A 13,477-nucleotide genomic window follows, 5' to 3' on the forward strand; every position below is an offset into this window, starting at 1 on the left:
TAGCGGGGATGGGCTAGTAATGGACACGCTTTTCAACAACGCGAAACTGGATAAATGTAAGAGTGAGGACCAGCAGTAACAGCACAACAGATTGTGCGGAGCTGCCGCCTAAATCTGCGCCAACAAAACCATCTCGATACACCTTGTACACCAACGACGTTGTGCCGCCCCCCGGGCCTCCATTGGTCATGGTGTCGATTACGCCAAAGGTTTCAAAGAACGAGTAGGTGAGGTTGATGACCAGTAGGAAAAATCCAGTTGGCGCGAGTAGTGGGAAAGTGATGGTCCAGAAACGTTTCGAGTCGCTGACACAATCGAGCATTGCCGCTTCTTTTACGGCGTAAGAGATCGATTGAAGTCCAGCTAGAAAGTAGATGAAATTCACCGAAACCTGTTTCCACACCGAAACCAAAATCAGAGCAAACGTGGCATCCACAGGGTCGGTTTGGAAGCTAAAGTCCCAACCTATAACCGCAAATATCTCGGTAAACACGCCAATGTGTGGGTTAAACAAGAAAGCACCGATTACGCCTGCAATCGCAGGAGCAACCGCGTAAACCCAAGTAAGAGTGACCTTGTAAGCGCCTTGTCCGTGAATGATGTTGTCGGCTTTAACCGCGAGCAGCAGCGCTAAGGCAAGCGATAAGAAAGAGACCACGATTGCGAACATTAATGTGAAGCCAATCGAGTTCAAATACTCGCTCGATTCGAACAGCATTTGATAGTTTTCGAACCACACGAATATCGATGAGGTGCCCCAAGGGTCTTCTAGCATGAAGGACAGGTAAACTGCCTTTGCCGCTGGGTAGATAAAGAAAACCGCAATGATGAGTATCTGAGGCGCCAAAAATAGGTAAGGCAGCGGAGAGTGAAAGAATTGCTGACGTCGTTCCACAGGGTAATCCCCAAAAATTAGTGACTGTTATCACTGTTAGTTACGGTGAGCACTAGCGCTATAGCAAAGGAATGCATCCAGTTGAGTTGTAGTTTTTGGAGCAAGAAATGGCGCTAGTGAAGAATCTCCTCACTCCTTGCCATTACGTTTTTAATGACGCAGTGACAAGTGGTGAGGAGCAATGAACGGCTTTGGTTTGTTAAGCCTTTAGCTCAGTAATCTACTTTGGTTAAAAAGCCAAATTAGTTCATCGTACGAGCGAAGCGTTTCAGCAGTTTGCTGCTCTCATCTTCGACTTTATCTAGGCTATTCTCGACGCTAGAGCGGTCAGCGAAGATATTGTCGAACTCACGATGCATCACTTCACGAATTTGAGGGTAGTAACCTAAGCGGTAGCCCTTAGTCCATTCGCCCGATTTTAGGCTTAGCTGCTTAACGCCCACTTCTGCATCTGGTTGTTCGTTGTAGTAGCCAGACTCTTTCGCTAGCTCATAGGCAGCCGTTGTTACAGGTACATAACCAGTGGTTTTGTGCCAGTAGACTTGAGTTTCAGGCTTAGTCAGGTAATCAAAGAACGCTGCGACACCTTTGTCTTGTTGTTGGTCATGGCCATTGAGTGCAAACAGAGCTGCGCCGCCAATGAAGGTTAAGCCTGCGTCTGGGTTAACCGATTTCCAGTATGGAAGGTATGTGGTGCCGAGTTCGAAAGGTACGCGGTTACGTAAGCCACCGAATGAGCCTGAAGAACCCATCCACATCGCCACTTCTTGGCGCTCGAAAGGGGTTTGGTTTGCATCCCAGTCGCTGCCGTAATACTTGTAGTAACCTAGATCTGACCACTCTTTCATCTTGCTAACGTGCATCATCATGTCTTTGGTGTTGAACATGATCTTAGTGGACAAGCCATCGTAGCCGTTGTGTTGATCTGCGACTGGCAGGTTGTGGCGAGACTTAAAGTTCTCGAACATGATCCACGGCGTCAGAGATTGAGAAAACGCGATGTGTCCTTCAGCCTTCAGTTTCTTAGCGACCACTTCTAGTTCTTCATAAGTTTTAGGCGCGTCTGCACCCACTTCCGCGAGAAGATCTTTGTTGTAGTAAAGAACCGGTGTCGAACTGTTGAAAGGCATACCAACCATCTTGCCTTGGTTGTCGGCATAGAAGTTACGAACGCCCGCTAGGTAGTCGTTTGAATTAAAGTTGTAACCCGACTCAACCAGAATATCCTGTACCGGTTTCGCGACGTCTTTCGCGTTCATGATGGTTGCTGCGCCTGCATCGAAGACTTGCAGAATATTGGGTGCTTCACCTGCTCGGTATGCCGCGATACCGGCTGTTAAGGTCTCTGTGTATGAACCTTTGTAGATTGGCGTGATCTCGTAATCATCTTGTGACGCATTAAAGTCGGTCGCAATTTTGTTTACTGTTTCTCCAAGCTGGCCGCCCATTGCGTGCCACCAAGTGACTTGAGTCGTTGCGAACGCTGGCATTGCCGCTGTCGCAGAAAGAACGCCTGCCAAAATTAGCTTATTCATCTTCGTTTCCTTTTGGATGAAATCGATGTCGAGGTATTGGATTAGAGTGTTAACGAGACGGTAGGGGTGTCGTTTGAAGCTATCTTGAACAGGGCGTATTTCACTTAAGTGGCTAAACCGTTTCACTGATATGAAAGATTCATTTCGATTTCATTTAAGAGAAAAGTTATTGATGGTTTTAATATTTATTGCGTGCGGTTTTTAAGAGGTATGTTGTTCAATACTCGCTCAATATTTGTTCCATAAAAAAGCCTCTCGAAGGAGAGGCTTTGAATAAGCTAGAGCTTGTTATAATCGGCTTTGTTCTAGTGTGCGATATCGAGTTGGTTGTCTTTCACGCCGTTAATACGGAACCAACCTGCAATACTGAATCGCTCTGTGTTGGTTGGCAGTACCTCGTGTGGGAACTGTTCAGACAAGAATACCAACAGTCGACCACCCTTTGGTGGAATGGTCGCGATGTGATTGTCTTTTAAATCGTAAACCACGAGCTCCCCTGCGTCTTCCTCAGACCATTCGTCATTCATGTAGAATACTGTGGTCAGGCGGCGGTTTTCGTTGCCTTTGAAGCAGTCTAAGTGCTTCTGGTAAAAGTCACCTTTTTCGTATTTAGCAAAGTGCGCTTCGTATTCGAACAGACCTAAAAAGAACGCTTGGTTTGCCTCTAAACGAATTTGTTCCATTTTGTCTAGGAACAGAGATGCTGGTTCGCCCATATCACGGCGTACCCACTGAATTTTGTCACTACGAATCGTTGCTTCTCGTGCTACGTCATCGTTACGGCCGATCCTAGCCTTTTTCCAGTTCTCTGGAATGCAATCCCTCAATGCCACCACTTCTTCGTGAGTTAAGAAGTCATCCCAAACAAAGTAACCTTGGGTAGAAAGAGCATCGATCAATTGGTTCATGTATAGCACTCAGACAATAAATTAGAGGCGCATATATAGTCCGAATAACTTAGGTCACCAAATCACATGTTTTGTCGTTACGATAAATGTCTTTCGTTTGCTCGTAGAAATAGGGAAGGGGCTCTTCAGAAACGAAAGTGAGCCAGTATAAAAGGCTCACTTTCGTTTGATTATCGGCCGGTCGTTCCTGTCGCCAGTGCTTTGATTTTTACGACTTCGAATGGTCTGATGCCAGTATCTTTGCCGTTATTTAAAGCTGCGGTTCGGTTCAGCTGATTGACAGTTACATAAACATAACCATCAGGACCAAATGACATGCCATCAGGCCAAGTTTGGTTCTCTGACAGCGTCGCAATAATTCGGTACCCTTTTGGTGTGGACACACCAATTGCATTGTTCTCAATATCCGTAACATAAACGTTCTGAGCACTGTCTACAGTAATACCATCTGAATAAGGTTTGTCTGCGTATCTTTTAATATTGTCTGCGACAGTCTTTCCATCGTTATCGAACTCACTCGCTTTCACTCGATAAATAGTGCGTCCGTTGACAGCTCCGAAATAGACCCATTCGTAAGATGGATCGATCGTGATTGGGTTTAACGCAAAACCAGTTTTACTGTCGGCCTTCATAGATGGGTGGTTTTCTGCCACTCGAACCGCTTCTCCCGTCTTTAGGTCAACCGTTACAAAGGCTGGAATGGCTTCACTTTTTAGATCGTTCTGGGTCATATCAGCAATGATAATACGTTGTCTTTTTTGGTCTAGAGCAAAGTCTTGTAGGAAGCTTGTCGGTTTTAGAACAGAGGCGGGTATTTTTATCGTTTTTACTAATGCTTCATTGCGAGTATCCCAGCCCGTTATTGTATGAGTTGCCAGATCGAGAATCCACGCGATTCCGTTATCATCGGTACGAATGGCAATGACAGCCTTAAATTGAGAGTTTTCACCTTGTGCATATTTCATCGTCGGGTATGGCGTTTGATTTCCAGCCACGCTTAACTCGATGACTTTAGTCGTTGGATGATCGAGCGGATGAACGCTTAACAATAAACGCCCATCTGGTGTAACCGAAGGGTTACCTGGGCGTTCAGTCATGGTCGCGACCACGGTAGCTTGTTTTGGAGTGATCTTTGCCTCTGCATGTGCATAAGTAGACAAAATTGCGCTCGCTAGTACGGTGTAGATTATTGATTTTTTCATTTTCTTTCCCTTGATAATTTACGCAAATGTTACCAATGGGTTAACAATCATCAACAGCCTTGTATTTGTTACACTTTCAAAAGAAATTTGATAATTAGCTTCAACCTATTCATATCAATGCGTATTGATAATCAGTTAAATTGAATTTAGTTCTTAAAAATCATAATGATGAAGGGGTTGTAATGTTGTGATTACCTTTTTCGAGTAACAGGTTCATTTTTTGTTATCAGTGTTAGTAATTTTGAACTCACAAAACCACATTTCGTTGATCTTTGCTATATTCTGGTTAGACCACTTGTTGCTGAACTGTTAATTTGTTCTGAACGGCAGGAATAACGAATAGGAATACGGTTTTGCAACTTCATACCATCAAAGGCTATATCCAAGACATGTATCTCGTAGAGTACCCTGACAGGTTGTTGTTACTTGATGGTGCGTGTCGAGCCGACATCCCGCATTTGAAGGATTTCATTGAAACCGAGCTTATGCGTGATTTTGCTGATTTACATACGGTTGTGGTTACGCACATGCATCCCGATCATGCAGGGGCAGCGCATACGCTCAGAAAGCTGACTAATTGTCATTTGGTGGCAGCAAACAGAGACAAAGATTGGTATCACGGCATCGATGGCATTTTGATGCACCTGACCGACTTAGCGCTTGCTAGGTGGATGGCGAACCGCTTAGGCAAGCCTAAAGCAAACCTATGGTATTCAAGAAAGTTAAAGCCGGACTACAAGCTGTCTGATGGGGATAGTATTCCAGGGTTTGATGATTGGTTGGTTCTTGAAACACCGGGCCATACCGACCGTGATCTCTCGGTCTATTGCCCATCACACAGCGTGGCTTATGTTGCCGATTTAATGGTCGAGGTTAAGAAGAAGCTGATTCCGCCGTTTCCTATCTTTCACCCTAATAAGTATCGAGCGTCTGTATCGCGCATTTATGACATGCAGCTCGATACCTTGCTGGTGGCGCATGGTGGGCAAGTCGATTTCAGTCAGAAGGCTTTTGAACACCTGCTGATGAGTGCCCCAAGAAGGCCTGTTACACATTGGCGAGTGACGAAAATCAAAACCAAGAAATTACTTTTATCGATTGGGCGATTTGGTTTTCAATCTCATGGTAAATCGAAGAAATAGATCAGAAGTCTGAATGCAAAGTCGTGTATTCAGAGCTGAAAGTAGAAATAGAAAAATAGATAGCAATAAGGCCAGTCATGAGACTGGCCTTATATCGTTGTGAGTAGCTTTAGTTATAACCTGTGGAGCGGTTACGATGACTCGGATTAGTGAGTCAGCAGGAATTCACCCGCAGGGTCAACAATCACTTTGTCACTCATGCCTTGACGTCCAAGCAACATCATGTAAGTCATGTCTTGACGGTTGCTTAGCGTGATATCGATCGGCCATTGTTGGCCACCGATTCTTAGCATGGTTTCAATCACGCAACGGTGTTCAACTTCGCCGTTAGATGATTTAATTTTCTTACTTGTTTTCAGTTTCGCCTTGCAGCGCACCGTCTCTTCTAGGTGATAAACGTCTGGGTGAAGGTCGAACTCTACGAATTTCTCACCATTTGATTTAACACATAGTAGATTGTCTACGTGTAGAGAAGAGGTTTTAGCCCCTGTATCAACACGTGTATGTAGTCCAGTTATCCCTAACTCTGGTAAGCAAAGTGCTTCGGTATTCCCTATGATCATTTTATTGTTCATTTTCTTTCCAATCATGAGTTATCGGTATTCAATCAGCCCTTGCCACGAGTACGGTTAGCGTTTGGTTTTGCATTCTTCTCGATGAATTCGAAAATCATGTCTGCTACATCTTTACCCGTTGCTTTCTCGATGCCTTCTAGGCCTGGAGAAGAGTTTACTTCCATTACCACTGGGCCGTTCTTAGATTGTAGAATATCTACACCACATAGGTTTAATCCCATGATTTTCGCTGCATTGATTGCTGTTGCGCGCTCTTCTTTGGTTAGTTTAACCAGCTGAGCAGTGCCGCCACGGTGCAGGTTAGAGCGGAATTCACCTTCACCAGCTTGACGCTTCATTGCAGCAATTACTTTGTTGCCAACAACAAAACAACGGATGTCTGCGCCATTTGCTTCTTCAATGAACTCTTGAACCAAGATGTTCGCTTTTAGGCCCATGAACGCTTCGATAACGCTTTCTGCTGCTTTGTTTGTTTCAGCTAAAACTACACCGATACCTTGAGTACCTTCAAGTAGCTTGATCACAAGTGGCGCGCCACCTACGTTTTTGATCAGGTCTTGAATTTTGTCTGGGCGGCTAGCGAAACCTGTTTTTGGTAAGCCAATACCTTTACGAGACAACAGTTGTAGTGAGCGCAGTTTGTCGCGAGAGCGACTGATTGCTACTGACTCATTGATACAAAAAGTGCCCATCATTTCGAATTGGCGAACAACCGCAGTTCCGTAAAAGGTAATGGAAGCGCCAATACGTGGAATAACAGCATCGTATTGAGGTAGCTCTTCACCCATGTAGCGAATCTTCGGATTGTTACTCGCGATATCTATATCACAGTGCAACGTGTCGATAACATCGACCTGATGACCACGTGCTTCTCCAGCCTGCTTTAGACGAGCGGTAGAGTATAGATTTTCGTTGCGAGAAAGAATTGCGATACGCATGGCGTTTCCTTAGTTAATACCTGATTGGTAACTGCAAATAAATTAGTTGTTAGCTGAGCTTTCAGTTTTTTCTGAGGCTCCTTGCTTGCTTCGGGGCGAACCTTAAGGCTTTTCGTTCAACTAAGAAAACGAATTAAATTTGTCGAGTCGACAACGGAAATTTATCGATTGTGTGAGCTATTGGTACAGCAGGCTTGAGAGGGGAATTGGAATGGAAAAGCGAGTTGAGACCTAACTCATATTGGGGGTAGGAGCATATTAGGTTGTACCCAACTCGCGTTTACTCGGTGCTAAAAAGTGTACTAATAACGCCAGTTACATAGATCTAAAAGTGTTCGTAGTGCTTCTCTTTCGAGCTTACTGCAGGTGCTTTTTAGCTTGTTAAGATAGTATTTTCTCATGGTCATTACTCTCTCTGGTTAGGCTTTATTTACAACCTATGGTTTGTTGCTGACCCGTTCATTATGGATAATTAAGAGGAACTAAAAAACAGATGTTATTTTTATTGGTTGTTCCTGTTTTGGTCGCATTACACTACTTTTTGATGAATGTGTTTTATAATGGGCTTAATTAGGAAGAGCTATCTTTAAAAGGTTCATTATTTGTCTAATCTAAACATGATGCGTTACTACACGCGGCTAGAGTCGTTCGAGCCAAACATTTCTCATTCAGTCACCCTAGCCGAAGTAGCGGATATGCTGTTTACAAGCTTGCGTCACGCTCGAACCTTACTTGGTAAGATGCATCAAGCTGAATGGGTGGTGTGGGAGCCAAAAGTTGGCAGGAATCAACGCTCTAACTTAACACTGCGTTTTAGCAATTCAGAGTTGGCGCAGCATGTTGCAAGTAAACTGATAGAGCAGGGCAAGTACGAAAAAGCACTTTCCATATTGGATAATGACCGCGCTGTGTTTGGTTCTTTACTGCAAGAAACTTCCGGCGCGACCATGCGTGAAGGGCTGCTGCACGTTCAATTAACCTATAAGCGTAAGTTTGAGGATTTGTTTCCGCACCATATACACCGCAGTAGCGAACGATTTTTGATAAGACAGGTTTTTAGCTGCCTAGTGACGTGTAATGGTAAAGGTGAGTTAAAGCCTGAATTAGCTCACCATTGGGAATATGACACAGAGCAACTGGTTTGGACTTTCTATCTGCGCCCCGGTCTGACTTTTCATGATGGGCAGCCAGTAGATGCCAAGCAGCTGGTTGCTTTGTTTACTGCTCTACAAGCTCTGCCTTTCTATCAAGCTGAGTTAGATCATGTCGCTTCCATCTACAGTGAGCAGCCATTAAGGATCAGTTTTAAATTAACCCAAGCGGACACAGGTTTTGCGGGGTTGCTTGCTGGTGTTAAGTATTCGATTCAACCCGCCGAGCAAGTGATGCGTGAACCATTACCATTGAGCTCAATGTCTCATGCTGTGATCGGTACTGGCCCTTTCAGAGTGGTTGAAACCAATAGTGAGCGCATCAAGCTCTCGGCATTCGAACACTTTTACGGGTGTCGCTCTTTAACCGATGAAGTGACTATTTGGCAGTTTGAAGAGTCGATGACAGGTAGTGCTCGATTCGATGATAGCCAGATGCAGGTGTCACCTTATGAAGACTCCGCCTGTTTTCACCAATTAGGGAAAAGCGACACTGAGCTAGTCTCGGCTGAAACTGACGGGCTTCGTAGTCGAATCGAAGATGGTTGTTTGTTTGTTCTGTTCAATCAAAACTCAGCAGTGAATCCGTTAAGCGACGAGCAACGTAAGTACCTATCAGCCCTTGCAAACCCTCAGGCTATTTTGGCGAAACTGGAGCAAAACCAAGGATTATTCAGTGTCTCTTTGGCTCAGAACATATTGCCAAGTTGGCAGAAATTGTATCGAACGCCTTCGAAAGAGGCACAACTGCCGGAAAAGATGAGTATTGCGGTTTACGACTATTATGCGTTGTATCGATGTGCGATTTGCGTATCCGATATACTCAAACGATATGGTGTGGAAGTTGAGGTGAACACCTACAGTTTTCGAGAGTTGGCGCTGCTTTCTCAGCGGGGCGATTTAAAAGAAGATTTGGTATTGTGTAACCTGAATCTCGATGATAATGCGCCATCTTCGCTGTTCTCGTGGTTGATGAATGACCCTGTATTGCATTCCGCGCTCGGAGAGATGAACAGCGATTGGCTCAAGCAGCGCTTGGATAGTCATAAAGCATCCGTGGAACTGCCTAATTACTTGGCAGAGCTAGAACCTATCGCGTCTACTCTGATCTCAGATTATTGGTTAGTGCCTATGTTCCATCACTTACAGACCGTTCGTTTCCAAGGGATTCTTAAAAACGTAGCCATCACCAACTGGGGATGGCCAGACTTCAAGAATGTATGGTCTGCTGATTAACCATTCTGACTAGCTAAATAACTAAGTTAACTCGTTGCCAAAGTTGGTTTTTCCAAAATCGATTTTGACACGCTTACGTCTAGATAAATTAAAAATTACACTCTGTGGTTTACTTTTTGGTTTTGGTATGTAAACTAGTCAGTGTAGTTTTTGGGTTGGGTCTTTCCCAACGGTTGAAGAGATACCAATGAAAAAATATCTATTACCGATTTTAGGAGTACTTGCCGTGGTCGCTATCGTAAGCACAGGTTCACAATCAAACGACAATCTAGATAAGCTTCCAAAGAAGTTTGCTAACAGTGAGTTGGAATACAAATCGGGTATGTCTGATATTTTTTCAATCTTGAAAGCATACGTGACTGTGGAAAGAAACGAGCCAGTGCCGCGCGCTGCATTGCCTTTGATTCCAATGACAGCTGAGCAATTGATCGAAGAACAAGACGACGTTGCTTACCGCTTAGGTCACTCAAGCGTGATGATGAAGCTAGATGGCAAGCTAGTGATGACTGACCCTGTGTTCAGTGATCGAGCATCACCAGTGCAATGGATGGGGCCAAAGCGCTTTCACCCAACCCCAATCTCACTGCAAGATCTACCTGACATCGATGTGGTAGTGATCAGCCATGATCACTACGACCATTTAGACAAAGGTGCCGTGAAGGTATTAGCCGACAAAGTAGGGACGTTCTTAGTGCCATTAAGAGTGGGCGCACTGTTGGAAAAGTGGGGCGTGGATAAAGAGAAGATCATCGAATTGAACTGGTGGGAATCGGCAACGGCCTCAGACATTGAGTTCACGTTGACACCGACACAGCATTTCTCTGGTCGTGGCTTGCTTGATCGTGACCAAACACTGTGGGGCAGTTGGGTTATTAACGCTTCAGACAAGAAAGTCTTCTTTAGCGGTGATTCTGGTTACTTCAATGGCTTTAAAGAGATTGGCGACCGTTTTGGGCCGTTTGATTTAACCATGGTTGAAACGGGTGCGTATAACTCACTTTGGGCGGATATTCATATGTTCCCAGAACAGAGTGTTCAGGCACACATTGATCTGCAAGGTAAGGTGATGATGCCAATCCACAACAGTACCTTCGACCTTTCTATGCATGATTGGCAAGACCCAATGGAACAAGCACTGGCGATAAGCAAAGAGCGAGATGTACAAATGGTAAGCCCGGTGATGGGTGAACGTTTGGTGATCTCAGAGCCTGTACCTGTTCAGGCATGGTGGAAACTAGCATCGAATTAGAGCTGTCATCCAAATAGACATAGCTAAACCACTAAGCTGTACAACCCAACTTATACACGAAACGCCACCGATCTTACGATTCGGTGGCGTTTTTTAGTTTTATTTTTAAGATCAGCTTTCTAAGTTCTGCGCCATTTTCTTCGCAATTTTTCTGAATTGTTCTAACTCGTCTTCGGCCATGCCTTTGGTCATTCTCTTCAGCATGTCTCGATCGATATCCGAGACCTTACTCATGATCTCTTGACCCTTATCAGTCAGAACCAATAACTGGCTGCGCTTGTCTTCCGGGTTCGGAGACTTCTTCACAAGTTCCTGATTGATCAAGGCATTAATGAGCCGAGTGACCTGTGCTTTATCACGATCTAGGAAGTGTGCGATATCGATAGCGGTACATGGAGACTTCTTAGTAATGATCTTCATGACACGAATGTTCATAGGTGCGATCTCTGAGTCTAAGCTCTCAATCTGTTCGCTCATTTGACGTTTCAAAGAGTGCACTAGACGAAAGATTGATTCTAGCGATGTGTTATCAGACATAAACTATCCTTAGAAACATAGTTGACATTATCAACCACTGTATTTATAGTTGACATTATCAACTTAATTGTTCGTAAATTCAAGACAGGAAATAGATATGACGATTCAAGCAACTCTAACGCCAACTCTTCCTGAGCAAAAAGGCACACCGGTTTTATACAAAGTTTTGGTCATGATGAGCTTAATGCTGACGATTGGCGGCAGTTTAACGGCTGTGATGACTTACATGAATGTCGGATTCGGCGAGGAATTTATTGGCAACTGGCTTTCTTCGTTAGCCCTTGTTGTCGTGATCATGATGCCAATGGGCACGGTGATGATGGCTTTAGTCACCAAAGCCGTTGCTAGAGTGTTCACAACTTATAGCGAGAAAGTTCGCAACCTGATCGTAGGACTGATCATGGCATTCATAATGGAGTCCATGATGGCATTTGTAACAGCGGCAAATAACATTGGATTTTCGGATACATCGGCGTTTACCAGTGGATGGTTTAATGGATTTATTGCCGCACTTCCCATTGGCCTTGCGATCATGGTCGTGATGTCGATGACGGTTAAACCTAAGCTCGAACGATTCATGAAGAGCTAACCAAAACACTTTTTAAGCATTTTAGGAGGTCCACATGAAAGCATTCACAGGCAAACACAATAACTACCGTATCACTATCGAAGAAGTGAACATCAAAGAAGATCGTGAACTTCAAACCATGCAGTTTGAAATTGAAGACAGAGAAGATATGTTCGCGATTGTTGAGAAGATCAAACATGACAGCGGCTTAGACGAGCAATCAGCAGCGCGACTAGGAGTGAGCATTCGCTTGTTAGGCCCATTGATGATGCAAAATAGAAAACACCCTCTGTTTGTTGATTTCATGCCTCACTTCAGAAACTTCATGCAGAATTTGAAGAAGACGTTGAAAGGGCAGTAAAGCCTGAACATCAGTAATACATCGAAAAGTCAGTAATCAAATTACTGGCTTTTTTACATTTAAATCAAAATAGTTTCAGTTGTTTGCGTCTAGAATATGCGAAAATTGATGGCTGAATTTTCGGTGTAGCACCGTTGTTGAATTGTCTATTCAAGCTTTAAGAAATCCGATATTATACTGGTCATAAAACTAAAGGTGGTATTATATGACAAATGTATTTAAACAAGCAGCTGAAGAACTGTTGAGTCGTCGTGTTGCTGGCACCAAAGCACCAAGATTGGACGAACAGTACCGTCCGAATAACTTGGAAGATGCGCTAAAGATCCAATCTTCAATGATCGATTTGAAAAGCGATAAAGTCGGCGGTTGGAAGTGCTTACTTCCTCTGGCTGAAGACAAGTTTGTTGTTGCGCCAATCTTCTCGGGCAGCGTTCAACAAGGCGAAGTTTGTGAACTGTTTGCTGATAACGGCGTAGTACGCGTTGAGCCTGAAATCGCATTTACGCTTGCTAAGAGCCTGCCTGCAAGCCAAGAAGGCTACAGCGAAGAGCAAATCAACGAAGCGATTGGTTCTTGCCACATGGCACTTGAGTTAATGCAGTCTCGTTTTGCGGATGACAGCGGCGCTGAGTTCTATGAAAAGCTGGCCGATGGCCTAGTAAACCAAGGTCTATTTATTGGCTCTGAGATTGATCGCGAAAAAGCGTTCACTTCTGCAGAGATCAGTATTGAAGTGACTCAAGGCGAGCAAGTTCAAGCATTCGACGGTAAGCACCCGAATACACTGCCACCAAGCCCAATTTACTGGCTGATTAACTACATGACACGTCGTGGTGTTGATTTCCAAGCGGGTGAAGCCATTATCACGGGCTCTTACTGCGGTATCGTGGAGATCGGCTTCGATAAGCCGACGACTTTCCACTACGAAGGCATTGGTGAATACCAAGTGACGTTCAAACAAAAAAGCTAAACTAGTAAGCGCACTAAATAAGCAAAAGTGAGTTTCTGTGTAAACGCTATCTATTCTCAAAAGGCTATTTACTGGTGAGTAAATAGCCTTTTCTATTATGTGATGTTCAATGGTGTGCTTATTACTTTGTATTAAATTGGGCGTTTAGACGTCTAGACGTTGACAAGTCCTAAGTGTGACATTAGTCTGCTCTCCTTCCTGTTCTATAGT

13 protein-coding genes are annotated in these 13,477 nt (G+C 44.2%); 6 read left to right on the plus strand and 7 right to left on the minus strand.

Annotated features, from left to right (window positions below; genetic code table 11):
- Positions 1-13: 13 nt before the first annotated feature.
- From AB4503_RS07065 to AB4503_RS07080, 4 genes are all read right to left on the minus strand, one after another.
- Entirely contained in the window at positions 14-895 is an 882-nt protein-coding gene (locus AB4503_RS07065; RefSeq protein ID WP_017064901.1) for an ABC transporter permease subunit, read from the minus strand.
- Positions 896-1,137: 242 nt separating this feature from the next.
- Complete coding sequence (locus AB4503_RS07070) at positions 1,138-2,430, minus strand: extracellular solute-binding protein (RefSeq protein ID WP_372114089.1); 1,293 nt, start codon at positions 2,428-2,430, stop codon at positions 1,138-1,140.
- Between the two features lie 305 nt (positions 2,431-2,735).
- The gene (locus AB4503_RS07075) at positions 2,736-3,338 is read right to left on the minus strand and encodes a 2OG-Fe(II) oxygenase (RefSeq protein WP_009846307.1); all 603 of its coding nucleotides are present in this window, start codon (positions 3,336-3,338) and stop codon (positions 2,736-2,738) included.
- Between the two features lie 170 nt (positions 3,339-3,508).
- A complete protein-coding gene (locus AB4503_RS07080) occupies positions 3,509-4,540 on the minus strand; it encodes an L-dopachrome tautomerase-related protein (protein WP_372114091.1) in 1,032 nt (343 codons plus the stop codon).
- A gap of 353 nt (positions 4,541-4,893) precedes the next feature.
- Here AB4503_RS07080 and AB4503_RS07085 point away from each other — a divergent pair, with 353 nt between their 5' ends.
- On the plus strand, positions 4,894-5,682 hold the full coding sequence (locus AB4503_RS07085) for an MBL fold metallo-hydrolase (RefSeq protein ID WP_372114093.1): 789 nt from the start codon (positions 4,894-4,896) through the stop codon (positions 5,680-5,682).
- Between the two features lie 146 nt (positions 5,683-5,828).
- On the opposite strand, the gene AB4503_RS07090 is transcribed toward AB4503_RS07085, so the two are convergent.
- Together AB4503_RS07090 and rimK are read right to left on the minus strand one after the other, a co-directional pair.
- Positions 5,829-6,257: a RimK/LysX family protein gene (locus AB4503_RS07090; protein ID WP_004740039.1), complete on the minus strand. Its 429-nt coding sequence runs from the start codon at positions 6,255-6,257 to the stop codon at positions 5,829-5,831.
- A gap of 32 nt (positions 6,258-6,289) precedes the next feature.
- The gene (rimK, locus tag AB4503_RS07095) at positions 6,290-7,195 is read right to left on the minus strand and encodes a 30S ribosomal protein S6--L-glutamate ligase (RefSeq protein WP_004740040.1); all 906 of its coding nucleotides are present in this window, start codon (positions 7,193-7,195) and stop codon (positions 6,290-6,292) included.
- Between the two features lie 602 nt (positions 7,196-7,797).
- On the opposite strand from rimK, the gene AB4503_RS07100 reads away from it, so the two are divergent.
- Together AB4503_RS07100 and AB4503_RS07105 are read left to right on the plus strand one after the other, a co-directional pair.
- Positions 7,798-9,582 carry an SgrR family transcriptional regulator gene (locus AB4503_RS07100; protein WP_372114095.1) on the plus strand — a complete coding sequence of 595 codons (1,785 nt, stop codon included), beginning with the start codon at positions 7,798-7,800 and terminating at the stop codon, positions 9,580-9,582.
- Positions 9,583-9,769: 187 nt separating this feature from the next.
- On the plus strand, positions 9,770-10,831 hold the full coding sequence (locus AB4503_RS07105; protein WP_029236464.1) for an MBL fold metallo-hydrolase: 1,062 nt from the start codon (positions 9,770-9,772) through the stop codon (positions 10,829-10,831).
- Positions 10,832-10,942: 111 nt separating this feature from the next.
- Here AB4503_RS07105 and AB4503_RS07110 read toward each other — a convergent pair whose 3' ends face one another.
- Positions 10,943-11,368, minus strand: a complete 426-nt coding sequence (locus AB4503_RS07110; RefSeq protein WP_017060573.1) for a MarR family winged helix-turn-helix transcriptional regulator — start codon at positions 11,366-11,368, stop codon at positions 10,943-10,945.
- Positions 11,369-11,465: 97 nt separating this feature from the next.
- On the opposite strand from AB4503_RS07110, the gene AB4503_RS07115 reads away from it, so the two are divergent.
- From AB4503_RS07115 to AB4503_RS07125, 3 genes are all read left to right on the plus strand, one after another.
- Positions 11,466-11,957 (plus strand): DUF2798 domain-containing protein, encoded by a 492-nt coding sequence (locus tag AB4503_RS07115; RefSeq protein WP_017081271.1) that lies wholly within the window; start codon positions 11,466-11,468, stop codon positions 11,955-11,957.
- Between the two features lie 34 nt (positions 11,958-11,991).
- Complete coding sequence (locus tag AB4503_RS07120) at positions 11,992-12,297, plus strand: DUF3861 domain-containing protein (protein ID WP_372114098.1); 306 nt, start codon at positions 11,992-11,994, stop codon at positions 12,295-12,297.
- Positions 12,298-12,502: 205 nt separating this feature from the next.
- Positions 12,503-13,267, plus strand: coding sequence for a hydratase (locus AB4503_RS07125; RefSeq protein WP_372114099.1), 765 nt, complete (start codon positions 12,503-12,505; stop codon positions 13,265-13,267).
- The last annotated feature ends 210 nt before the right edge of the window (positions 13,268-13,477 follow it).

This window comes from Vibrio sp. 10N.222.55.B11, from assembly GCF_041473705.1.
Classification (GTDB): Bacteria; Pseudomonadota; Gammaproteobacteria; order Enterobacterales; family Vibrionaceae; genus Vibrio; species Vibrio crassostreae_C.

Bases quoted from the DNA above. Each gene is read 5' to 3' on its own strand.
- AB4503_RS07120 (WP_372114098.1), top strand. From the start codon at position 11,992: ATGAAAGCATTCACAGGCAAACACAATAACTACCGTATCACTATCGAA.
- rimK (WP_004740040.1), bottom strand. From the start codon at position 7,195: ATGCGTATCGCAATTCTTTCTCGCAACGAAAATCTATACTCTACCGCT.
- AB4503_RS07070 (WP_372114089.1), bottom strand. From the start codon at position 2,430: ATGAATAAGCTAATTTTGGCAGGCGTTCTTTCTGCGACAGCGGCAATG.
- AB4503_RS07075 (WP_009846307.1), bottom strand. From the start codon at position 3,338: ATGAACCAATTGATCGATGCTCTTTCTACCCAAGGTTACTTTGTTTGG.
- AB4503_RS07125 (WP_372114099.1), top strand. From the start codon at position 12,503: ATGACAAATGTATTTAAACAAGCAGCTGAAGAACTGTTGAGTCGTCGT.
- AB4503_RS07110 (WP_017060573.1), bottom strand. From the start codon at position 11,368: ATGTCTGATAACACATCGCTAGAATCAATCTTTCGTCTAGTGCACTCT.
- AB4503_RS07090 (WP_004740039.1), bottom strand. From the start codon at position 6,257: ATGAACAATAAAATGATCATAGGGAATACCGAAGCACTTTGCTTACCA.
- AB4503_RS07080 (WP_372114091.1), bottom strand. From the start codon at position 4,540: ATGAAAAAATCAATAATCTACACCGTACTAGCGAGCGCAATTTTGTCT.
- AB4503_RS07105 (WP_029236464.1), top strand. From the start codon at position 9,770: ATGAAAAAATATCTATTACCGATTTTAGGAGTACTTGCCGTGGTCGCT.
- AB4503_RS07115 (WP_017081271.1), top strand. From the start codon at position 11,466: ATGACGATTCAAGCAACTCTAACGCCAACTCTTCCTGAGCAAAAAGGC.